Source organism: Stutzerimonas nosocomialis (genome assembly GCF_005876855.1).
GTDB lineage: Bacteria > Pseudomonadota > Gammaproteobacteria > Pseudomonadales > Pseudomonadaceae > Stutzerimonas > Stutzerimonas nosocomialis.
Genome location: NZ_QLAE01000003.1, coordinates 103,126 through 123,796, shown reverse-complemented (window position 1 = coordinate 123,796; position 20,671 = coordinate 103,126). Strand labels below are relative to the sequence as shown.

The following is a 20,671-nucleotide window of genomic DNA, read 5'->3' as shown; positions in this document are numbered from 1 at the left end:
GAGGTCCTTATACGGCGATGCGGTTCATGTAACCGCGGAAGGCTTGCAGGTAGCGCGGGATCGGCATCAGGAAGGCGTCGTGGCCCTGCGGCGCATCGATCTCCAGGTAGCTGACGTTCTTGCCGGCGGCGATCAGGGCCTCGACCAGCTCGCGGGAGCGCTCCGGCGAGAAGCGCCAGTCGGTGGTGAAGGACATCACGCAGAAGTCGGCCTTGGCCACGGCCAGGGTGGCCGCCAGGTCGTCATCGTGGGTGGCGGCCGGGTCGAAGTAGTCCAGCGCCTTGGTCATCAGCAGGTAGGTGTTGGCGTCGAAGCGCCCGGAAAACTCCTCGCCCTGGTAGCGCAGGTAGCTCTCGACCTGGAATTCGACGCTGTTGAAGTCGTAGTTGAGCTTGTCGCTCTTGAGCCCGCGACCGAACTTGGCGCCCATCGCGTCATCGGACAGGTAGGTGATGTGGCCGACCATGCGCGCCAGCATCAGGCCGCGCTTGGGGATCACGCCCTGTTCGTGGAAATGCCCGCCGTGGAATTCCGGGTCGGACAGGATCGCCTGGCGCGCCACTTCGTTGAACGCGATGTTCTGCGCCGAGAGCTTGGGCGCCGAGGCGATCGCCAGGCAGTGCCGCACGCGCTCGGGGTAGCTGATGGTCCACTGCAGCGCCTGCATGCCGCCGAGGCTGCCGCCCACCACCGCGGCCCACTGGCCGATGCCCAGGGCATCGGCCAGGCGCGCCTGGCTGTGCACCCAGTCTTCCACGGTGATCACCGGGAAATCGGCGCCGTAGGGCTTGCCGGTGGCCGGATTGAGGCTGCAGGGGCCGGTCGAGCCGTTGCAACCGCCCAGGTTGTTCAGGCTCACCACGAAGAAGCGCTCGGTGTCGATCGGCTTGCCAGGACCGATGCAGCTGTCCCACCAGCCGGGCTTGCGATCGTCCGGGCTGTGGTAGCCGGCAGCGTGATGGTGTCCGGACAGGGCGTGGCAGATCAGCACGGCGTTGCTGCGCTCGGCGTTGAGCGTGCCGTAGGTTTCGTAGATCAGCTGGTAATCGGCAAGTGTGCGGCCGCAGGCGAGCGCCAGAGGATCGGCGAAGCGCTCGACCTTCGGGCTCACCAGACCGACGGAGTCGTCTGGAATGGCAGTGGGCATCGACCCTGTCTCGCAAGAAGAAGGCGCCAAAGTCTAAAGGTAAGCGCGCTTCAATTCATCCAGTATCGCTGGCAGTGCCGCCGTGCCCCGTGGTGCGCCACGGGGCGGGTCGGGACGGCGCGGGGCAGCCGGTTCAGTGGGCGGCGAAGTGGGCGTTCAGGTTCACCACCTTGGCCTGGCGCTGTTGCGGCGCGGGACGGCGCAACGCGCGCTGGATGTCGTTGGCGACCGCCAGCTGCTCTTCGAGCTCGCCGCTGTAGCGGGTCAGCAGTTGGCCGCGCTGGCTGGCCTGCTGGGTTTCCTGCGCCAGCGCCTTGAGCTTGAACATGTGGGTTTCGAGCTGCTGCTTGTGCTCGAGCGAATGCTGCAGCAGCGGCGCCAGCGCTTCGTTGGCCCATTGCTCGGCTTCCTGGCGCAGCCGGCGGTGCAGGGCGACCACTTCGAGTACCAGGGTGGCGAAGAAGCGCCGGGTGAGGATCTGCTGTTCGGTCAGCAGGGTCTTGAGCTGGAGCCGGAACTGGTCGGCCTTGTCCTGCAGCTTTTTCAGCTCGCGCTGGTAGGGCTTGAGATTGAACAGTGGCGCATCGACCGCGCGCAGCGGGTTTTCCTCGTTGTGCCGGCGGTAGACGGCCGAGACCATCTTGTTGGCCAGCTCCGCTTCCTGCTCCAGCAGTCCCAGGTCCAGCTCCACGGAGCGGAAGAACTGCAGGATGCCGAGGTTGATGCCAATGGTGGTCAGGCTGCCGGTCAGGCGCTGGCGCAGCTTTTCCAGGTTCTGGTCGAGACGCTCGGTGCGGATGGCGGCGCACAGCAGGTCGCCCTGGCGCTTGATCAGCCGCTGGTTGGTCTTCAGGCCGAGCAGCTGCTTGTGGTGCAGGTCGTGATCCTCACGGGTGCGGGCGGTGAGCTCGAGCAGCATCTGCCCGTTGTCCTGCTGATGGCTGGCCAGCAGGTCGCGCTGCTCGCAGACCTTCTCCAGGCGCTGGCTGAGCACGTGCTGGCTGTTCTGCAGCAGGGAAAGGACCTGCCGGATGACGCGCTCTTCGAGCAGACGTTCCTTCTGCGCGATGATGCGCTCGCAGAGCAGCTGTTCCAGTTCGGCCAGCTGGCTGCGTTCGAGAAGCGCCTTGTCGCCGCGAACCTTGGCCAGCAGGGCCTGCTTGGCCGACAGCGGCAGCACGTCCTCGTCCTCCAGGCCCAGCTGCCTGGCGGTGTGACCGCGCAGCCGGTAGATGGCGTTCTGCATGAACACCTCGCCCGCCAGGTCGTCCCAGAGCACGTCGATCTTGTTCAGTACGGCGAACAGGGCGCCCTGGGTGCTCTCGTCGAGGCGGCGAATGTGCTGCTGCCAGATTTCCATGTCGCTCGCGGTGACGCCGGTGTCGGCCGACAGCAGGAAGATGATGCCCTGGGCGCTGGGCAGCATCGAGAGCGTCAGTTCCGGCTCGCTGCCCAGGGCGTTGAGCCCCGGCGTGTCGAGGATGCGCAGGCCCTGACGCAGCAGGGGATGGTCGAAGTTGACCAGGGCGTGGCGCCAGGCCGGCACCAGCACCTTGCCTTCGATGCCGGCGCTTTCCAGCATGGCCGGATCGAAGCCCAGCTGGATCGCCTGCTCCGCCGGCATCGGCTTGACCTGTGCCACCTGGCCGAACGCCTCGGCCATGTTGTCGGCATCGGTGGGGTCGAGGGCGATGTGGGTCCACTGCTCCGGTGTGCGCTTGAACTGGGCGATGCTGGTCTCGCCAAGACGCGTCTCGATCGGCAGCAGGCGGATGTAGGAGCGCTCCGAGCGGGGATCGAAGAACAGCTCGGTCGGACACATGGTGGTGCGCCCGGCCCGGGAGGGCAGCATGCGCTGGCCGAATCCGGAGAAGAACAGGGCGTTGATCAGTTCGGTCTTGCCGCGGGAGAACTCGCCGACGAAGGCGAGGGTGATGTGGTCGGTGCGCAGCAGCTTGAGTGCGCGTTCCAGGCGGGCTTCGACACCCTCGGAATTGAGCCGGTTGTGGGCCAGCCAGCTGCGGTAGCGGGTGACCTCGCGGATCAGGTCGCGCTTCCAGGTTACGTAGGCATCCACCTGTTGATTGAGACGTTCCATGCTCACCTGGGCCCGACGAATTGATGATGCGGCGATTATGCGGTGAATCGCTGCCAGGTCAATCGGGGCGCCCGGCCGCGGCACCCAAAGGGCAAATCGGCCGGCCGGGCGGTCATCTCACATCAGCAGGCGCAGGGTATCGGGCATGTGGGTCATGGCGGCCAGGTTGTTGATCACCATCATGTCCAGCAGGCGCAGGGCCAGGAAGGCGAAGATCGGCGACAGGTCGAGTCCGCCGAGGCTCGGCAGGATGCGCCGGATCGGGCTCAGCAGCGGCTCGCACAGCTGGTTGACCAGTTGCGCGCCGGGGTTGTGGCTGCCCGGGGCGACCCAGGACAGGATCACGCTGATGATCAGCGCGAAGAAGAAGATCTTCAGGAACAGTCCGGTCACCCCGATGATCGCCCAGACCAGCAGCTGCATCGGATTGCCCGTCGTGCCGTAGGCCAGCAGCAGAGTCAGCGCCATCAGCGCCATCTGCAGCAGGACGGCGAGCACCAGCGACGCCAGGTCGAGCCCGCCCATGCTGGGGATGATCCGGCGCAGCGGGCGCAGTAACGGGTGGGTCGCGCGCACGATGAACTGGCTCAGTGGGTTGTAGAAGTCGGCACGTACCAGTTGCAGGATGAAGCGCAGCAGCACGATCAACAGATAGAGGCTACCCAGCGTCTGCAGGACGTAGATAGCCGCGGTGTTCAGTCCAATCATCAATGACTCCTTGTTAGCGGCCCAGCTGCTCGGCCAGTTCGGCCGAGCGCCGTGCGGCGGCGTTCAGGGCCTGTTGTACCAGGGTTTCGAAACCGCCAGCCTGGAAGGCTTTGATCGCCGCTTCGGTGGTGCCGTTCGGCGAGGTGACGCGACGTCGCAGTTCTGCCGCATCGACCTCGCTCTCGCAGGCCATCCGCGCAGCGCCCAGGGCCGTGTGCTGGCTCAGTCGTTCGGCGGTCTGGCGGGGCAGGCCGAGGGACTCGCCGGCCGCGGTCATGGCCTCGATCATCAGGAAGAAATACGCCGGCCCGCTGCCCGACACGGCGGTCACCGCGTCGATCAGCTGTTCGTCGTCCAGCCACAGGGCCAGACCCACGGCGCAAAGCAGCTGTTCGGCCTGCTGGCGCTGCGCCTCGCTGGTCTGCGCGTTGGCGAACAGGCCGCTGACGCCCTGGCGCAGCAGCGACGGCGTGTTGGGCATGCAGCGGACGATCGGCCGGCCTTCGCCGAGCCAGCGCTGCAGGCTTGCGCAACTGATACCGGCGGCGATCGATACCACCAGCGTGCGGGCTTCCAGGTGCTCGGCCAGCGCGCGACAGACGTCCTGCATCACCTGGGGCTTGACCGCCAGCACGACGATGTCGGCACCGGCGACGGCCTCGCGATTCTCGGCGAAGGTTTCGATGCCGTGTTCGCGGCTCATGGCGTCACGCTTGTCGGCGCCCGGGTCGCTGGCGCGGATGGCATCGGCCGGAACGCCCTGGGCACGCAGGCCGCCGATCAGGCTCGCGGCCATGTTGCCGGCGCCGACGAAGGCGATGCGGGGTTGAGTCATCGATGGTTTCCTTTATTCATGGGCGCCCGTAGTCCCGGGCGCCGAACAGGGCGGTGCCGATGCGGACCCAGGTCGCGCCCTCGGCGATGGCGGCTTCCAGATCCTGGCTCATGCCCATGGAGAGTGTGTCGAGGTCGGGCCCGAGGGCTTCCTTGAGCTGGCGCAGGCGGGCGAAGGCCCGGCGTTGCTCGGTGGGGTCCTCGGTTGGTGCGGGGATGGTCATCAGGCCGCGCAGGCGCAGGCGGGGCAGTTCGGCGATCGCCTCGGCCAGCCCGGCGACCGCTTCGGGCGCGCAGCCCGACTTGCTCGCTTCGCCGCTGACGTTGACCTGCAGGCAGATGTTCAGCGGGCCGAGGGCGTCGGGGCGCTGTTCGGACAACCGCTGGGCGATCTTCAGGCGATCGACCGAATGCACCCAGTCGAAATGCTCCGCGATGGCCTTGGTCTTGTTCGACTGGATCGGGCCGATGAAATGCCAGTGCAGCGCAAGGTCGGTCAGAGCGGTCTGCTTGTCCAGCGCTTCCTGCAGGTAATTCTCGCCGAAGTCCCTCACGCCGGCGCCGAAGGCCTCGCGGATCGCCTCGGCCGGCTGGGTCTTGCTGACCGCCAGCAGGCCCACCGATTCGGCATCCCGCGCCGATGCTTGCGCCGCCTCACGGATGCGCGCTCCGACCTTTGCAATATTCGTCGCTATCGTGGACATTACCTGCGCCCGCCGCCTCGTGGTCTGCGCGGCATTCTACCTGCTTGCTTGTAATTGGGGAGTCCCATGGATATCACTGAGCTGCTGGCGTTCAGCGCCAAGCAGGGTGCGTCGGACCTGCACCTTTCCGCTGGCTTGCCGCCGATGATCCGCGTCGACGGCGATGTGCGCCGGATCAACCTGCCGCCGCTGGATCACAAGCAGGTGCACGCGCTGATCTACGACATCATGAACGACAAGCAGCGCAAGGACTACGAAGAGTTCCTCGAGACCGACTTCTCCTTCGAAGTGCCCGGCGTGGCGCGTTTCCGCGTCAACGCGTTCAACCAGAACCGCGGCGCGGGCGCGGTATTCCGGACCATTCCCTCCAAGGTGCTGACCATGGAAGACCTGGGGATGGGCGAAGTGTTCCGCAAGATCACCGACGTGCCGCGAGGCCTGGTCCTGGTGACCGGCCCGACCGGTTCGGGCAAGTCGACCACCCTGGCGGCGATGCTCGACTACCTCAACAGCACCAAGTACCACCACATCCTGACCATCGAAGACCCGATCGAATTCGTTCACGAGTCCAAGAAGTGCCTGGTCAACCAGCGTGAAGTCCACCGCGACACCCTCGGCTTCTCCGAAGCCCTGCGCTCGGCCCTGCGGGAAGACCCGGACATCATCCTCGTCGGCGAGATGCGCGACCTGGAAACCATCCGCCTGGCGTTGACCGCGGCGGAAACCGGTCACCTGGTATTCGGCACCCTGCACACCACCTCGGCCGCCAAGACCATCGACCGGGTGGTCGACGTCTTCCCCGCCGAAGAAAAATCCATGGTCCGCTCCATGCTCTCCGAATCGTTGCAGGCGGTGATTTCCCAGACCCTGCTCAAGAAGGTCGGCGGCGGACGCGTCGCGGCCCATGAGATCATGATCGGCACCCCGGCCATCCGGAACCTGATCCGCGAGGACAAGGTCGCGCAGATGTATTCGGCGATCCAGACCGGCGGCTCGATCGGCATGCAGACCCTCGACGCCTGCCTGAAAAACCTCCTGTCCAAGGGGCTGATCAGCCGCGACAGCGCCAAGGAAAAGGCCAAGACACCGGAAAATTTCTAACCCCTGCGCGCCTACGGGCGGCAGGGCTTGCCGCTGCGGCGGCGGTTTCGCCAGACGATTGCGAGTACACCGATGGAATTCGAAAAACTGTTGCGCCTGATGGTGGAAAAGGGCGGCTCCGACCTGTTCATCACCGCTGGCGTTCCGCCGTCGATGAAGGTCAACGGCAAGATCATGCCCGTGACCAAGAACGCGATGTCGCCTGAGCAGACCCGTGAGACCGTGCACGGTGTGATGAACGAGGCGCAGCGTCGGGATTTCACCGAGAACCACGAGTGCAACTTCGCCATCAGCGCACGGGGCATCGGTCGTTTCCGCGTCAGCGCGTTCTACCAGCGTAACCTCGCCGGCATGGTGCTGCGTCGCATCGAGACCAACATCCCGACCATCGACGACCTCAAGCTGCCCGACGTACTGAAGAAACTGGCGATGACCAAGCGCGGGCTGGTGCTCTTCGTGGGCGCCACCGGTACCGGCAAGTCGACCTCGCTGGCGGCCATGATCGGCTACCGCAACAAGCATTCGAGCGGGCACATCATCTCCATCGAGGACCCGATCGAATACATCCACCAGCACCAGAGCTGCATCGTCACCCAGCGTGAAGTGGGCATCGACACCGAGTCGTTCGAGGTGGCGCTGAAGAACACCCTGCGCCAGGCGCCGGACGTGATCCTGATCGGCGAGGTGCGTACCCGCGAGACCATGGACCACGCCGTGGCCTTCGCCGAGACCGGCCACCTGTGCCTGGCCACCCTGCACGCCAACAACGCCAACCAGGCGCTGGACCGGATCATCAACTTCTTCCCCGCCGACCGGCAGAACCAGGTCTGGATGGACCTGTCGCTGAACCTCAAGGCGATCGTCGCCCAGCAGCTGGTTCCGACCCCGGACGGCAAGGGCCGCCGCGCGGTGATCGAAGTACTGATCAACACCCCGCTGGCCGCCGATCTGATCCGCAAGGGCGAAGTCCACGAGCTCAAGTCCCTGATGAAGCGCTCCACGGAACTTGGCATGCAGACCTTCGACCAGGCGCTGTACAACCTCTACGTGCAGGGCGAAATCACCTACGAGGACGCGCTGCTCTACGCCGACTCGGCAAACGACCTGCGTCTGATGATCAAGCTCGGTTCGGAAACCGACGGCGAGCACCTGACCAGCGTCTCCCAGGGGCTGAGCCTGGAAGTCAGCGACGACGATCCGGGCCGCAGCTTCCGCTAAGCCTCCTTCGCCAGCTGGTTCGCCTGCTTCAGTGCGGCAACCAGCTCGGCGCGCCGCATCTCTCCGCCTTCCCGGCTTCGCAGAATCGCCGCCGGGTGAGGCGCCACCAGCAACCAGAAGTCTTTATGGCGCATCGGCTGGCCGCTGAAATCGGCCAGGCGAATGCGCTGCGGGTCGTGCACCTCGAGCAATGACGCCAGTGCCGTGCGGCCGAGCGCAACCACGACCTGCGGACGTACCCGATTCAACTCTTCATCCAGCCAGGGACGGCAGGCCTGGATCTCGGCGGGCTTGGGGCTGGCGTGCAGGCGCGTGGCGCCTCGACTGGTGGGGCCGCCGCGGGGCTCCCATTTGAAATGCTTGACCGCATTGGTCAGGTAAAGTCCGTCGCGCCCGAGCCCTGCCGCGCGCAGCGCGTCGTTCAGCACCTGTCCGGCCGGCCCGACGAAGGGGCGGCCCGCCAGGTCCTCGAGATCGCCGGGCTGTTCGCCGACCAGCATGATCGATGCCTGCTGCGGACCTTCGCCGGGCACGGCGCAGGTGGCGTTGCGCCAGATCGCACAGGCCTGGCAGTCCTGCAGGGCGCTGGTGGCCGGGCGCGCGGGCTGGGCCCGCTCACGGGCAATCAATACCGCCTTGCCGCCGCGTTCGCCGACATCCGCGGCCTGCGCCAGGCGCTGCTGCCCGGCCCGGGCTTCGCTGACCATCTGCGGGATCAGGCGGGCCTCCGGCAGGTGCTGCCAGAAGCGCACCGGCATATGGCCGCGCATGGCCTTCTCGTTCAGCCGCGCCGGGTTGAAGGTGCTCTGGTAGTAGGTCTGCCACAAGGCATCGTCGCGCTCGTCGCCCTCCCTGGCCAGCCGCATCAGGGCCGGCGGGCAGGGGTGGCTATAGCGCAGCGCCCGGCCATCGAAGCAGGCCGCCCCGTCGGGCGTCGCGATCGCCCAGCGCGTCCGGCCCATGCGGCCGATGAAATGCTCAGCCCCCAGGTCCAGTACCTCGTGGGCCGGCTCGTGCCAGGCGATGAATTCGACGTCGCTCGCCTGGCAGGGGCGAAAACGCAGAAAGGCGTGCATGTGGTGGGCTTCGCGACGTACCGCCCTGATGCGCCGGTGCAGCTCGCTGCCATCGATGTCGCCGGCCAGCATCGCGCTTCGGTCACCCGCCGCGACGCGCCAGAGCACCCGGTACAGCAGGGCCCAGCGATCCTCGGCGCGAAAGCGCGCGGCGCTGGCCAGCAGTTCCGGAAGGGCGCGCGGAATACGCAGTGCTCTCGGTGGTTCACCATTGCACGTCGCATCGAACAGGCCGCCGAGCAGCCCGGCATGACCCTGCCAGTCCACCTCGTGTGGCGCGACGCCGGCCAGCACCAGGCGTTTGGCCTCCTGGCGCCAGTCTTCGAAGGAGTGGATCACCACAGCGCCATCTGCGCCGGCTGATCGCTGAGCTGGCGGCGCAGCGCGGACGACTCCAGCGTCGCCTCCCGGGGGCGGTAGTCCTGGGTGACGATGAAGGGCCTGGCCTTGTCCATGGCGCAGCGCAGGCGAATCAGGTCGGCATAGCGAATCCGTCGTTCACGACGCAGCTCGACCAGCCGTTTGGCATTGCGCACGCCGATGCCGGGCACCCGCGCGATCAGCATCGGCTCGGCTCGGTTCAGGTCGAGGGGGAACTGCTCGCGGTGGCTCAGCGCCCAGGCCAGCTTCGGGTCGATGTCCAGGGGCAGGTTGCCTGGGCCGCCGAGCAGCTCGTCGACCCGGAAGCCATAGCCACGCAACAGGAAGTCCGCCTGGTAGAGGCGGTGCTCGCGCAACAGCGGCGGCGGTTGCAGCGGTACTGAGTTCGGGCTTTGCGGGATCGGGCTGAATGCCGAGTAGTAGACGCGCTTGAGGCCATAGGCGCCGTAGAGGCGCTGGGCGGTGCGCAGGATGGCGCTGTCGTCGGTGGCGTCGGCGCCGATGATCATCTGCGTGCTCTGCCCGGCGGGGGCGAACGAGGGCGCGCGGGGTTCCCCCTCGGTCGCTTCGACGCCCAGGCGGATCTGGCCCATGGCCTGGCGGATGGTCCTTCCGCTTTTTTCCGGGGCCAGGCGTGTCAGCCCATCCTCGGTGGGCAACTCCACGTTCACGCTCAACCGATCCGCGTAGCGCCCGGCTTCGGCGATCAGCAGCGGGTCGGCGTCGGGGATCGTCTTGAGATGGATGTAGCCGCGAAATTCGTGCGTTTCGCGCAGCAGCCTGGCGACGCGGGTCAGCTGCTCCATGGTGTAGTCGGCCGAGCGGATGATGCCCGAACTCAGGAACAGGCCACTGATGAGGTTGCGCCGGTAGAAATCCAGCGTCAGGCGTACCACCTCCTCCGGCGTGAAGCGGGCACGCGGCACGTTGCTGGAGCGGCGATTGACGCAGTACTGGCAGTCGTACAGGCAGAAGTTGGTCAGCAGGACCTTGAGCAGCGAGACGCAGCGACCGTCGGGCGTGAAGCTGTGGCAGATTCCCGTACCATCGGTGGCGCCGAGGCCGTTGCGGCCTTTCGAGCTGCGCCGTGGCGCTCCGCTGCTGGCGCAGGACGCGTCATACTTGGCTGCGTCGGCGAGCACCGTGAGCTTGTCGATGAGTTCCATGACGGAGACCGTTAGCTGTGTTTATATACAGTATCTTGTCTGGCTCGTATTCAGGCAAGCCTGCTCGGCTCCGTGTGTCGGATCGATAGCGGTCGTGCAGGGTCTGATCTGGCGCTTTTCCCTTTTTCCAGGAGGTCACATGCAACGACAGGATACCCACAGCAAGGTCATTGGCTATCTGCTCTGGATCTTCGGCTTTCTCGGCGCGCACCGGTTCTACTACGGCAAGCCCGTTACCGGGACCATCTGGTTCTTCACGCTGGGGTTGCTGTTCATCGGCTGGATCATCGACCTGTTCCTGATCCCGGCGATGGATCGCGAGGCGGACCTGCGGTTCACCGCCGGGCCTCTGGACTACAACATCGGCTGGATCCTGCTGACCTTCCTCGGGATTTTCGGGGTACACCGGATGTACCAGGGCAAGTGGATCACCGGCATCCTCTACCTGTGCACCGGTGGGCTGTTCTTCCTCGGCGTGCTCTACGACTTCTGGACGCTCAACACGCAGATCTCGGTTCGCAACGCCCAGCGCATCTGAACGCGCGGAGCGCATTGCGCGCTCCGGGGCAGGGCTCTACCGATCAGCGACGGTAGCTGATGCGGCCGTCCACCAGGGTGTAGCGGACCGCGCCCGGCAGGCAGTGACCGAGGAACGGGCAGTTGCGGCCCTTCGACAGCCACGACTCGCCCACCAGCGTGGAGCTGGCCGGGTCGAACAGTACCAGGTCGGCCGGCATGCCCTCGGCCAGTCGCCCCGCGGGCAGGTTCAGGGCGGCGGCCGGGCCGCTGCCCAGGCGCGCGAGCAGGGTCGGCAGGTCGAGCAGGCCGTCCTGGACCAGCGTCAGGGCCAGCGGCAAGAGGATTTCCACGCTGCTGATGCCGGGCTCGGTGGCACCGAAGGGAGCATCCTTGGCATCTGCTTCGTGGGGCTGGTGGTGGCTGGAGATGGCCGAGACGACGCCCTGCCTGACCGCCTCGCGCAGCGCTTCGCGGTCCGCATGGCTGCGCAGCGGCGGCTGCACGTGATAGAGGCTGGAGAAGCCCTGCAGGGCGTCTTCGGTGAGGATCAGCTGGTACATCGCGACATCGGCGGTCACCGGCAGGCCGCGCGCCTGGGCATCGGCAATCATCTGCACGCCACGGGCGCTGGTCAGCTGGGTGAAGTGCGCGCATACGCCCGCCTGCTCCACCAGCAGGAGGTTTCGCGCCAGCGCCAGGGTTTCCGCCGTTTCCGGAATGCCGGCCAGGCCGAGGAAGCTGGCGACCGGGCCTTCGTGGGCTAGCCCGCCCTCGGCAAGGTCGGCATCCTGGGAATGGAAGACCACGGTGAGGTCGAAGGTGGCGGCATATTCCAGGGCGCGGCGCAGGTTACGGCTGTTGGCGAACTCGCGCAGCCCGTTGCCGAAGGCGACGCAGCCCGCATCGCGTAGCGAGACCAGTTCGGCCAGTTGCTCGCCGGCCAGCTCACGGGTCAGGGCGCCGATCGGGTAGACCTTGGCATGCCCTGACTCGCGAGCGCGGTCGAGGATCAGTTCGGCCACCGCCGGGGTGTCCAGCACCGGGCGCGTCTGGGGCGGGCAGCAGAGGCTGGTGACGCCGCCGGCGGTGGCGGCCAGCGTCTCGCTGGCGATGCTGCCCTTGCGGCTGTAGCCGGGCTCGCGCAGGGCAACGCTGAGGTCGACCAGGCCCGGGGCTGCCACCAGTCCCCGGGCGTCGATCGAGGTGGCGGCCTCGTAGCCGTCGGGCGCTTGGCCGATGGCGACCACCTTGCCGTCCTGCAGGAAGATATCGGTGACTTCGTCCCGTCCGCTGGCGGGGTCGATCAGGCGGGCGCCGAGGATCTGAACGGGCATCACTTCTGCTCCTCGGAGTCGAGTTGGCGCTGCGCGGTCTGTCCGCTCATGGCCATGGACAGCACGGCCATGCGGATGGCGATGCCGTAGGTAACCTGATTGAGAATGACCGATTGCGCGCCGTCGGCCACCGCCGATTCGATTTCCACGCCGCGGTTGATCGGCCCCGGATGCATGACGATGGCGTCGGGCCGCGCCTGGGTCAGGCGCTGCGTGCTGAGGCCGTAGAGCCGGTAGAACTCGCTCTCGCTCGGCAGCATCCCGCCCTGCATGCGTTCGCGCTGCAGGCGCAGCATGATCACCACGTCGACGTCGCGCAGGCCCTCGCTCATGTCGTTGAAAACTCGCACGCCGTACTGCTCCAGGCCGATCGGCAGGAGCGTCTTCGGGCCGATGACGCGGATGTCCGGGCAACCCAGGGTCCTGAGCGCGAGCATGTTGGAGCGGGCGACGCGTGAATGAAGGATGTCGCCGACGATGGCCACCGAGAGGTTCTCGAAACTGCCCTTGTGGCGGCGAATGGTGAGCATGTCGAGCATGCCCTGGGTCGGGTGCGCGTGGCGGCCGTCGCCACCGTTGATCACGGCGACGTCCGGGCAGACGTGCTCGGCGATGAAATGCGCGGCGCCCGATTCGGCGTGGCGGACCACGAACATGTCCGCCGCCATGGCCTCGAGGTTGCGCAGGGTATCGGTGAGCGTCTCGCCCTTGCTCGTCGAGGAGGTCGACACGTTGAGCGTGATGACGTCGGCCGACAGACGCTTGGCCGCGAGCTCGAAGGTGGTGCGGGTGCGCGTCGAGTTCTCGAAGAACACGTTGCAGACGGTCTTGCCGCGCAGCAGCGGGACCTTCTTCACCGAGCGGTTGCCGACTTCGAGGAAGGAGTCGGCGGTGTCGAGGATTTCGGTCAGCAGCTCGCGCGGCAGCCCGTCGAGCGACAGGAAATGGCGCAGCTGACCGAGGTCGTTGAGTTGCAGCGGGCGCTTGGCGTCGGTGGGCGTCATCGCGGGGTCTCAGTTGGAAGCGGGGGCGAGGGCCTGAAGCTCGAGGGCAAGCGGCGTCGGGCCGAGCAATTTTACCCGTTGCTCCGGCGCCAGGGACAGGGTCGCGCCGACCACGTCCGGGCGGACCGGCAATTCGCGCGCGTTGAGGTCGAGCAGGCACACCAGGGTCACGCTGGCGGGGCGACCGTAGTCGAACAGTTCGTTGAGCGCGGCGCGGATGGTGCGTCCGGTCATCAGGACGTCGTCGATCAGCACCAGGTGCTGGCCCTCGATCTCGAACGGCAGCTCCGAGGGCTGCACCTGCGGATGCAGTCCGTTCTGGGTGAAGTCGTCGCGGTAGAACGAAACGTCGAGAATGCCGAGCGGCTGATCGCGGCCGCCGGCCTCCATGAGCGCCTGGGCGACCCAGACGCCTCCGGTGCGGATGCCTATGAAGTGGGGTTGGAGAATCCCGCGGCTGGCCAGGTGGCGGTCGAGGGCGGCGGCCATCTCCGGAAGAAGCTGCTCGGGACGGGGAAGGTTCATGGGTGCTCCTTGTTGGCGGAGGGGGCTGGCTGCGCGGCGAGCCAGCCTTCGAGCAGCAGGGCGGCGGCCAGCGCATCGACCGGCCGCTCGCGATAGTTGCCCGACTGGCCCTGGCGAAGCCGCTCGCCCTTGGCCTCGAAAGTGGTCAGGCGCTCGTCGTGGGTGTGCACCGGCAGGTTGAAGCGGCCGTTGAGGCGTCTTGCGAACTTTTCTGCACGGGCGCTCATGGCGCTGGGTGAGCCGTCCATGTTCAACGGCAGGCCCACGACCAGGGCGTCGGGCTGCCACTCGCGGATCAGCGCTTCGATCTGGTTCCAGTCGGGGATGCCGTCACGGGCCTTGAGTACGCACAGCTCGCGGGCCTGTCCGGTGATCGGCTGGCCTATGGCGACGCCGATCTGGCGGGTTCCGTAGTCGAAGCCGAGCAGCAGGCGCAGCGCGCTCATGCGTGGCCCGCCTGTGCGGTCAGCAGGCTGAGATTCACGCCCAGGCGCGCGGCGGCGGCCTGCAATCGTTGATCGTAGGGCAGATCGAACAGAATGCCCTCGTCGGCCGGGCAGGTCAGCCAGGCGTTGTCGGCGAGCTCCGCTTCGAGCTGCCCGGCTTCCCAGCCGGCGTAACCGAGCGCGATGAAGTGACGCTCCGGACCCTGGCCGTCGGCGATCGAGAACAGCACATCCTGGGAGGTGGACATCGACAGCTCGCCCAGTGACAGGGTCGCCTGGAACCGCCGATCGTTCGGATGCAGGACGAAGCCTCGATCGGTCTGCACCGGGCCGCCGCTGAAAATCGGCAGGCTATGGCACAGTGCGGCGGGCGGTTCGTCGGGTCGCAGCTGCTCGAGCACGTCGGCGAGGCTCAGTCCGCTGGGCCGGTTGGCGATCAGGCCCATCGCGCCGTCTGCGCCGTGCTGGATCAGGTAGATGAGGGTCTGGGCGAAATTCGGATCGCCCATGTGAGGCATGGCGATCAGAAAATGATGCTTGAGGGAGCTGGGCGAGAACGTCTTCATGACGCGTAGTTTCGACCTTCGCGCGGCAGGCGGCAAGCCGGGAGGTCGATCGGGGCCTGCCTCGGGCAGGCCCGAGTCCGATCACTGGCTGGACAGGCGATCGCCGCGCTCGAAGCGCCAGGTGCGAATGATCTCGACCTGGTCGAAGCTCTGCGCGAGCTCACCAGTGAACGGCGCGAAAGGCGCGGCCAGGCGCACGATGCGCATGGCGGCCTCGTCGAGGACCGCCTGTCCGGAGGATTCGAGAACCTGCAGCTCATGCACCGTGCCGTCACGGTTGATCGTCACCAGCATGCGCAGGCTGCCATATATATGTTGGCGGCGGGCTTCGTCCGGGTAGTTGAGATTGCCGATGCGCTCGACCTTCTTGCGCCATTCATCGCGGTACCAGGCGCTGATGTCGCGCATGGTGGCCGCGCTGTTCTGCCGGCTCACACGCGGGCGCTTGGCGTACTGTTCGCGGTCGCGGGCCAGCTCGGCTTCGAGGGTCGCGATGTCGGCGCTCAACTGGGAGCTGTCGAACACGGGGGCTGGCCGGCTCTCCGGTTGAGGCTTGGTCTGTTCCTGTTTGACCGGGGCACGTTCCGGCTGGGGCGAGCGGGTGGTCACCGCGGCCTTCGGTGCCTCGGCGCGGGTGGTCTTGGGTGGCGCGGCGGCAGGCGTGACCTTGCGGATCTCGTTGTCCTGGAAGGGGGCCTGCTCGGTGGTCTTCGGCGAGGCCTTGTGCTCGAGGGTGCCGCTGCCCTGCTGGTTGTCCTGCGCCAGGAAATCGGCTTCCTTGGGCTTTTCCTCGCTCTTGAAGGTTGACAGGGTGATCTCGAGCGTCTTGCTGATCTGGTTCGGTTCGTTCAGGCCGAAACCGAGGCCGAGAATCAGGGCGGCGTGCACCACGCCCGCCAGGAAAAGCGTAAAGCCGAGCCGATCCGCCGGGCGAATGCCGGTGGCTTGGGGGGCAGGTTGACGTATGGCTGCGTTCATCGCGTATCAGGGTCGGTTCGGATGCCGCGCAGTCTGCCGACGGGAAAACCAAAAGTCTATGAACCAGGCGGCAGCTTCGCACATGTGCGCCGGATGGTCCGGGCGAGGTCGCGCGTCGGTGGCGACGCGCGAATGGAGCGCACCCTAGTCGCGCGCGGCGAGCTTCCTGGCGATCGCATCCATCAGGAGGCTTCCGATGCGGGTGTCGAACGCGTTGTCGATTTCGCGGATGCAGGTCGGGCTGGTGACGTTGATTTCGGTGAGATAGTTGCCGATGACGTCGAGGCCGACGAAGACCAGGCCGCGCTTGCGCAGCTCGGGGCCTACGATGGCCGCGATCTCGCGGTCGCGGTCCGACAGCGGTTGGGCAACGCCCCGGCCCCCGGCGGCCAGGTTCCCGCGGGTCTCCCCGACGGCCGGAATGCGGGCCAGGCAGTAAGGGATCGGCTCGCCGTCGACCATCAGGATGCGCTTGTCGCCATCCTTGATTTCCGGGATGTAGCGCTGCGCCATGATCTGGCGCGCCCCGTGAAGCGTCAGGGTCTCGAGGATGACCGACAGGTTCGGGTCGCCTTCGCGATGGCGGAAGATCGACGCGCCGCCCATTTCATCCAAGGGTTTGAGAATGATGTCACGCTGCTCTCTTGCAAAGTCGCGCAGAATGTCTGCACGTCGGCTTACCAGAGTCGGCGGAGTGCATTGTGGAAACTGGGTGGCGAAGAATTTCTCGTTGCAGTCTCTCAGGCTTTGCGGCCGATTGATCACCAGCGTGCCGGCCTTCTCGGCCAGCTCCAGCAAGTAGGTCGCATAGACATACTCGCTGTTGAAAGGGGGATCCTTGCGCATGAGGATGACATCGAGCTCCGCAAGGCCCATGTCTGCCTCTTCGCCTAGCTCATGCCAACGTTGTGAGTCGTTGAACACCTTCAGCGGGCGCATTCTGGCCCGGGCTTCGCCGCCCAGTTGATAAAGATCGCGTTGCTCCATGTAGAGCAGCGACCAGTCGCGTTCCTGGGCAGCCAGGAGCATCGCCAGTGAGCTGTCCTTCTTGAAGGCGATCTGCGCGATAGGGTCCATGATGATCCCGACGCGAATGGTCATGAAGTAATCTCCGGCTGTGCGGCAGAGTGTCTGTCGCGGGCTTAGAATGGCTACGCAGGTTGGCGTTGGCTACGGGTCGGGTCAAGGATAAACCTTGAGCTGTCAGGCTCGATAGCTTGCGCTTGTATAGTGTGCTAAAAAGGTCCGTCGAATGGGTGCAGCCCATCGGTGGCAGGGCCTCTAGCGCACTGGCATAACGATAAACAACGACTCACCGAGGCGATGGTAGGGCGAAATGGAACAGCACTCCGAGGGCTTGAAGGTCATGGTGATCGACGATTCGAAAACGATTCGTCGCACCGCGGAAACTCTGCTGAAAAAAGTAGGTTGTGATGTCATAACGGCAGTGGATGGCTTCGACGCGCTCGCAAAGATCGCCGACACTCATCCGGGCATCATCTTTGTCGATATCATGATGCCCAGGCTGGATGGTTATCAGACCTGTGCCCTGATCAAGAACAACAGTGCGTTCAAATCCACCCCTGTCATCATGCTGTCCTCCAAGGATGGTCTGTTCGACAAGGCCAAGGGGCGCATCGTGGGTTCTGACCAGTATTTGACCAAACCTTTCAGTAAAGAAGAGTTGCTCGGCGCCATCAAGGCACATGTGCCTGATTTTGCCCCGGTGGAGCAAGCATCCTGAAGTACAGCCTAAGCCGCTGACGCCTTCCAAGGGAGAAAAAATGGCTCGCGTTCTGATTGTTGATGATTCCCCGACCGAGATGTACAAGCTGACCGCCATGCTGGAAAAGCACGGCTATCAGGTGCTCAAGGCGGAAAATGGTGCTGACGGTGTGGCAATCGCCCGTCAGGAAAAACCCGACGTGGTTCTGATGGACATCGTCATGCCAGGCTTGAATGGCTTCCAGGCCACACGCCAACTGACGAAAGATTCTGAAACCAGTCACATTCCAGTGATCATCGTGACCACGAAGGATCAGGAAACCGATAAGGTCTGGGGCAAGCGCCAAGGTGCCAAGGATTACCTGACCAAGCCGGTGGACGAGGCGACGCTGCTGCAAACCCTCAAGTCCGTGCTGGGCTGATATCAGGGATCAGCTAACACTCGGACAAGGGAAACTGGGCCGTACATGTCGGACAAGCAAACGCCTTTCCAGCGTCTTCTGGAAATCGACAACCGTTGCCGCGCGCTAGCGGCCGGCCTGCCTTCGCAGCAGGAAGCCGTTCAAACCTGGGGGGGGATCGGTTTCCGCATGGGCGGGCGGTTGTTCGTGGCGCCGATGGGGGAGATCGGTGAAGTCCTGCATGAGCCGCGCTACGCACTGCTGCCAGGCGTAAAGGCCTGGGTAAAGGGTGTAGCGAACGTTCGTGGCAGGCTGTTGCCGGTGATGGACCTGTGCGGCTACTTCGGCCTGGAATTGTCGCCGCTGCGCAAGCAGCGGCGAGTGTTGGTGGTGGATCATCAGGAAGTCTTTGCCGGTTTGACCGTTGACGAGGTCTACGGCATGCAGCACTTCCCTGTCGATACTTTCTCGGAGCAGTTGCCTCCGGTGGAAGCCACGATTCAACCCTTCATCCATGGTGTCTTTCAGCGCGAACAGCCTTGGCTGGTGTTCAGTCCTCATGCGTTGGCGCTGCACCAGGAATTCCTGGACGTCGCTTTTTGATTAGGTGGGTCGGCGTAGTCGGCCTTTTGGTTTTGCTGGAAACGTAGGGTGGTCCAGGCGGGGGCCAGGTAATGACTAAATTTAATGCAAGTGCGCTTTTGGCTGGGCTGCGTAGCAATACGCTGGTCGCAGGGCTCTTCATCGCCCTGATCGCTTCCATCGTGTTGTTGTTCGCGAACTTCGCCTACGTCAACACCCAGGCAAACTACGACAACGAATACATCAGTCACGCCGGCGAGCTTCGGGTTCTGTCCCAGCGCATCGCAACCAACGCCGTGGAAGCCGCTACCGGTACTCCCGAGGCCTTCGCCTCGTTGAAAGACGCGCGTAACGACTTTGAACAACGCTGGGCCTATTTGGTTCAAGGTGATCCAAGCATCGGCCTGCCTCCAGCTCCGGAATCGCTTCAGGCCGAAGTGGCCGCGGTGCAACTGGACTGGGATACCCTGCGCCAGAACGCGGACGCCATTCTGGCCAGTGAGCAGACCGTACTTTCGCTGCACCAGGTAGCCACCACACTGGCGGAGACCGTTCCGCAGCTGCAGGTCGAATACGAAGAAGTGGTCGATATTCTGCTGGAGACCGGCGCGCCGGCCTCGCAGGTTTCCGTTGCTCAGCGTCAGTCGCTTCTCGCCGAACGTATCCTGGGTTCGGTGAACAAGGTGCTGGCCGGTGACCAGGCTTCGGTACAGGCCGCGGACATGTTCGGCCGTGACGCCAGTCTGTTCGGTCGCGTATTGACCGCGATGCTGGAAGGCAACGCTGCGATGGGCATCAGCCGCGTCGCCGACGAAGAAGCGCTTGAGCGTCTGCGCGAAATTTCCGAACTGTTCCAGTTCGTGTCCGGCTCGGTGGACGAGATTCTCGAAACCTCTCCCGAGCTGTTCCAGGTGCGCGAATCGGCTAACACCATCTTCGACGTGTCCCAGAGCCTGCTGGCCAAGGCCTCCGTCCTGAACGTCAAGTTCGAAGAGCGTGCCTCTGGACGTTATATCAATACCCTGGTCGGTTACCTGCTGGGCGCTCTGGCCCTGGCCTCGATCATCCTGATCGGTCTGGTCATGGTTCAGGAAACCCGTCGTCGCCTCAGCGAGACCGCTGAAAAGAACGAGCGTAACCAGGCCGCGATTCTGCGTCTGCTCGACGAAATCGCCGACCTCGCGGACGGTGACCTGACGGTAACGGCGACCGTAACCGAGGACTTCACCGGTGCGATCGCGGACTCCATCAACTACTCCATCGACCAGCTGCGCGACCTGGTAGAGACCATCAACCAGACCGCCGTACAGGTGGCGGGCGCTGCCCAGGAAACGCAGGCCACGGCAATGCACCTGGCCGAAGCGTCCGAGCACCAGGCCCAGGAAATCGCCGGAGCCTCCGCGGCAATCAACGAAATGGCGGTCTCCATTGACCAGGTATCGGCCAACGCCTCCGAGTCGTCGGCGGTAGCGGAGCGGTCGGTAGCGATCGCGAACAAGGGCAACGAGGTGGTGCACAACACCATCACCGGCATGGATAACATCCGTGAGCAGATCCAGGACACCTCCAAGCGAATCAAGCGCCTCGGTGAGTCGTCCCAGGAGATCGGTGACATCGTAAGCCTGATTAACGACATTGCCGACCAGACCAACATCCTCGCACTCAACGCCGCCATCCAGGCGTCGATGGCGGGTGACGCGGGCCGAGGCTTCGCGGTGGTAGCGGACGAAGTACAGCGCCTTGCAGAACGTTCCTCTGCTGCGACCAAGCAGATCGAGGCACTGGTAAAGACGATTCAGACCGACACCAACGAAGCGGTTATCTCGATGGAACAGACCACCTCCGAAGTGGTTCGCGGTGCCCGTCTGGCGCAGGACGCCGGTGTGGCACTGGAAGAGATCGAGAAGGTATCGAAGACCCTCGCTGCCCTGATTCAGAACATCTCCAACGCCGCCCGCCAGCAGGCATCTTCGGCCGGCCATATTTCCAACACCATGAACGTCATTCAGGAGATCACCTCGCAGACGTCGTCCGGTACCACTGCCACCGCACGGAGCATTGGTAACCTGGCGAAGATGGCGAGCGAGATGCGTCGCTCCGTCTCCGGCTTTACCTTGCCGGATGCGCCGGACAAGGCCTGACTTGACGAGCCCGGCGG

General features: G+C 65.1%; 21 protein-coding genes. 7 read left to right on the top strand and 14 right to left on the bottom strand.

Annotation, left to right across the window (positions count from 1 at the left end):
- Positions 1 to 7 precede the first annotated feature (7 nt).
- The 5 genes from metX to DN824_RS02685 form a co-directional block, all read right to left on the bottom strand.
- Positions 8 to 1,147 (bottom strand): homoserine O-succinyltransferase MetX, encoded by a 1,140-nt coding sequence (metX, locus tag DN824_RS02705; protein ID WP_138406862.1) that lies wholly within the window; start codon positions 1,145 to 1,147, stop codon positions 8 to 10.
- 133 nt (positions 1,148 to 1,280) lie between these two features.
- The gene (locus DN824_RS02700; protein WP_138406861.1) at positions 1,281 to 3,251 is read right to left on the bottom strand and encodes a dynamin-like GTPase family protein; all 1,971 of its coding nucleotides are present in this window, start codon (positions 3,249 to 3,251) and stop codon (positions 1,281 to 1,283) included.
- 111 nt (positions 3,252 to 3,362) lie between these two features.
- Entirely contained in the window at positions 3,363 to 3,953 is a 591-nt protein-coding gene (locus DN824_RS02695; RefSeq protein ID WP_138406860.1) for a YggT family protein, read from the bottom strand.
- Between the two features lie 13 nt (positions 3,954 to 3,966).
- On the bottom strand, positions 3,967 to 4,788 hold the full coding sequence (gene proC / locus DN824_RS02690) for a pyrroline-5-carboxylate reductase (RefSeq protein WP_138406859.1): 822 nt from the start codon (positions 4,786 to 4,788) through the stop codon (positions 3,967 to 3,969).
- A 16-nt stretch (positions 4,789 to 4,804) separates the two neighbouring features.
- Entirely contained in the window at positions 4,805 to 5,491 is a 687-nt protein-coding gene (locus tag DN824_RS02685; RefSeq protein WP_138406858.1) for a YggS family pyridoxal phosphate-dependent enzyme, read from the bottom strand.
- 66 nt (positions 5,492 to 5,557) lie between these two features.
- Here DN824_RS02685 and DN824_RS02680 point away from each other — a divergent pair, with 66 nt between their 5' ends.
- Both DN824_RS02680 and DN824_RS02675 read left to right on the top strand, forming a co-directional pair.
- Positions 5,558 to 6,592 carry a type IV pilus twitching motility protein PilT gene (locus DN824_RS02680; RefSeq protein ID WP_138406857.1) on the top strand — a complete coding sequence of 345 codons (1,035 nt, stop codon included), beginning with the start codon at positions 5,558 to 5,560 and terminating at the stop codon, positions 6,590 to 6,592.
- A 72-nt stretch (positions 6,593 to 6,664) separates the two neighbouring features.
- Positions 6,665 to 7,810 (top strand): PilT/PilU family type 4a pilus ATPase, encoded by a 1,146-nt coding sequence (locus DN824_RS02675; protein WP_138406856.1) that lies wholly within the window; start codon positions 6,665 to 6,667, stop codon positions 7,808 to 7,810.
- On the opposite strand, the gene DN824_RS02670 is transcribed toward DN824_RS02675, so the two are convergent.
- Both DN824_RS02670 and DN824_RS02665 read right to left on the bottom strand, forming a co-directional pair.
- Positions 7,807 to 9,225 carry a UdgX family uracil-DNA binding protein gene (locus DN824_RS02670; RefSeq protein WP_349751144.1) on the bottom strand — a complete coding sequence of 473 codons (1,419 nt, stop codon included), beginning with the start codon at positions 9,223 to 9,225 and terminating at the stop codon, positions 7,807 to 7,809. The two genes, DN824_RS02675 and DN824_RS02670, sit on opposite strands and share 4 nt — an antisense overlap.
- Positions 9,222 to 10,433 carry a putative DNA modification/repair radical SAM protein gene (locus DN824_RS02665; protein WP_138406854.1) on the bottom strand — a complete coding sequence of 404 codons (1,212 nt, stop codon included), beginning with the start codon at positions 10,431 to 10,433 and terminating at the stop codon, positions 9,222 to 9,224. The genes DN824_RS02670 and DN824_RS02665 overlap by 4 nt, the downstream gene beginning before the upstream one ends.
- Positions 10,434 to 10,572: 139 nt before the next feature.
- Between DN824_RS02665 and DN824_RS02660 the strand changes: the two genes are divergently transcribed.
- Positions 10,573 to 10,971, top strand: a complete 399-nt coding sequence (locus DN824_RS02660; protein WP_138406853.1) for an NINE protein — start codon at positions 10,573 to 10,575, stop codon at positions 10,969 to 10,971.
- A 43-nt stretch (positions 10,972 to 11,014) separates the two neighbouring features.
- Here the strand turns inward: DN824_RS02660 and DN824_RS02655 are convergent, their stop codons facing one another.
- The 7 genes from DN824_RS02655 to gshB form a co-directional block, all read right to left on the bottom strand.
- On the bottom strand, positions 11,015 to 12,286 hold the full coding sequence (locus DN824_RS02655) for a dihydroorotase (RefSeq protein ID WP_138406852.1): 1,272 nt from the start codon (positions 12,284 to 12,286) through the stop codon (positions 11,015 to 11,017).
- On the bottom strand, positions 12,286 to 13,290 hold the full coding sequence (locus DN824_RS02650; protein ID WP_138406851.1) for an aspartate carbamoyltransferase catalytic subunit: 1,005 nt from the start codon (positions 13,288 to 13,290) through the stop codon (positions 12,286 to 12,288). The genes DN824_RS02655 and DN824_RS02650 overlap by 1 nt, the downstream gene beginning before the upstream one ends.
- A gap of 9 nt (positions 13,291 to 13,299) precedes the next feature.
- A complete protein-coding gene (gene pyrR, locus DN824_RS02645; RefSeq protein ID WP_138406850.1) occupies positions 13,300 to 13,815 on the bottom strand; it encodes a bifunctional pyr operon transcriptional regulator/uracil phosphoribosyltransferase PyrR in 516 nt (171 codons plus the stop codon).
- A complete protein-coding gene (gene ruvX, locus DN824_RS02640) occupies positions 13,812 to 14,261 on the bottom strand; it encodes a Holliday junction resolvase RuvX (protein ID WP_138406849.1) in 450 nt (149 codons plus the stop codon). Before ruvX ends, pyrR begins: the two co-directional genes overlap by 4 nt.
- The gene (locus tag DN824_RS02635) at positions 14,258 to 14,827 is read right to left on the bottom strand and encodes a YqgE/AlgH family protein (RefSeq protein ID WP_138406848.1); all 570 of its coding nucleotides are present in this window, start codon (positions 14,825 to 14,827) and stop codon (positions 14,258 to 14,260) included. The genes ruvX and DN824_RS02635 overlap by 4 nt, the downstream gene beginning before the upstream one ends.
- A gap of 81 nt (positions 14,828 to 14,908) precedes the next feature.
- The gene (locus DN824_RS02630) at positions 14,909 to 15,805 is read right to left on the bottom strand and encodes an energy transducer TonB (protein WP_138406847.1); all 897 of its coding nucleotides are present in this window, start codon (positions 15,803 to 15,805) and stop codon (positions 14,909 to 14,911) included.
- 144 nt (positions 15,806 to 15,949) lie between these two features.
- On the bottom strand, positions 15,950 to 16,906 hold the full coding sequence (gene gshB / locus DN824_RS02625; protein WP_138406846.1) for a glutathione synthase: 957 nt from the start codon (positions 16,904 to 16,906) through the stop codon (positions 15,950 to 15,952).
- 235 nt (positions 16,907 to 17,141) lie between these two features.
- Between gshB and pilG the strand changes: the two genes are divergently transcribed.
- From pilG to DN824_RS02605, 4 genes are all read left to right on the top strand, one after another.
- A complete protein-coding gene (gene pilG, locus DN824_RS02620) occupies positions 17,142 to 17,549 on the top strand; it encodes a twitching motility response regulator PilG (RefSeq protein ID WP_138406845.1) in 408 nt (135 codons plus the stop codon).
- Between the two features lie 40 nt (positions 17,550 to 17,589).
- Complete coding sequence (gene pilH / locus DN824_RS02615; RefSeq protein ID WP_138406844.1) at positions 17,590 to 17,952, top strand: twitching motility response regulator PilH; 363 nt, start codon at positions 17,590 to 17,592, stop codon at positions 17,950 to 17,952.
- 45 nt (positions 17,953 to 17,997) lie between these two features.
- A complete protein-coding gene (locus DN824_RS02610) occupies positions 17,998 to 18,534 on the top strand; it encodes a chemotaxis protein CheW (protein ID WP_138406843.1) in 537 nt (178 codons plus the stop codon).
- Positions 18,535 to 18,605: 71 nt separating this feature from the next.
- On the top strand, positions 18,606 to 20,654 hold the full coding sequence (locus DN824_RS02605; RefSeq protein ID WP_138406842.1) for a methyl-accepting chemotaxis protein: 2,049 nt from the start codon (positions 18,606 to 18,608) through the stop codon (positions 20,652 to 20,654).
- Positions 20,655 to 20,671: the final 17 nt, after the last annotated feature.

Coding starts and splice junctions, on each gene's coding strand:
- metX (WP_138406862.1), bottom strand. CDS start 1,147: ATGCCCACTGCCATTCCAGACGACTCCGTCGGTCTGGTGAGCCCGAAG.
- DN824_RS02695 (WP_138406860.1), bottom strand. CDS start 3,953: ATGATTGGACTGAACACCGCGGCTATCTACGTCCTGCAGACGCTGGGT.
- proC (WP_138406859.1), bottom strand. CDS start 4,788: ATGACTCAACCCCGCATCGCCTTCGTCGGCGCCGGCAACATGGCCGCG.
- DN824_RS02685 (WP_138406858.1), bottom strand. CDS start 5,491: ATGTCCACGATAGCGACGAATATTGCAAAGGTCGGAGCGCGCATCCGT.
- DN824_RS02680 (WP_138406857.1), top strand. CDS start 5,558: ATGGATATCACTGAGCTGCTGGCGTTCAGCGCCAAGCAGGGTGCGTCG.
- DN824_RS02675 (WP_138406856.1), top strand. CDS start 6,665: ATGGAATTCGAAAAACTGTTGCGCCTGATGGTGGAAAAGGGCGGCTCC.
- DN824_RS02665 (WP_138406854.1), bottom strand. CDS start 10,433: ATGGAACTCATCGACAAGCTCACGGTGCTCGCCGACGCAGCCAAGTAT.
- DN824_RS02660 (WP_138406853.1), top strand. CDS start 10,573: ATGCAACGACAGGATACCCACAGCAAGGTCATTGGCTATCTGCTCTGG.
- DN824_RS02655 (WP_138406852.1), bottom strand. CDS start 12,286: ATGCCCGTTCAGATCCTCGGCGCCCGCCTGATCGACCCCGCCAGCGGA.
- DN824_RS02650 (WP_138406851.1), bottom strand. CDS start 13,290: ATGACGCCCACCGACGCCAAGCGCCCGCTGCAACTCAACGACCTCGGT.
- pyrR (WP_138406850.1), bottom strand. CDS start 13,815: ATGAACCTTCCCCGTCCCGAGCAGCTTCTTCCGGAGATGGCCGCCGCC.
- ruvX (WP_138406849.1), bottom strand. CDS start 14,261: ATGAGCGCGCTGCGCCTGCTGCTCGGCTTCGACTACGGAACCCGCCAG.
- DN824_RS02635 (WP_138406848.1), bottom strand. CDS start 14,827: ATGAAGACGTTCTCGCCCAGCTCCCTCAAGCATCATTTTCTGATCGCC.
- DN824_RS02630 (WP_138406847.1), bottom strand. CDS start 15,805: ATGAACGCAGCCATACGTCAACCTGCCCCCCAAGCCACCGGCATTCGC.
- gshB (WP_138406846.1), bottom strand. CDS start 16,906: ATGACCATTCGCGTCGGGATCATCATGGACCCTATCGCGCAGATCGCC.
- pilG (WP_138406845.1), top strand. CDS start 17,142: ATGGAACAGCACTCCGAGGGCTTGAAGGTCATGGTGATCGACGATTCG.
- pilH (WP_138406844.1), top strand. CDS start 17,590: ATGGCTCGCGTTCTGATTGTTGATGATTCCCCGACCGAGATGTACAAG.
- DN824_RS02610 (WP_138406843.1), top strand. CDS start 17,998: ATGTCGGACAAGCAAACGCCTTTCCAGCGTCTTCTGGAAATCGACAAC.
- DN824_RS02605 (WP_138406842.1), top strand. CDS start 18,606: ATGACTAAATTTAATGCAAGTGCGCTTTTGGCTGGGCTGCGTAGCAAT.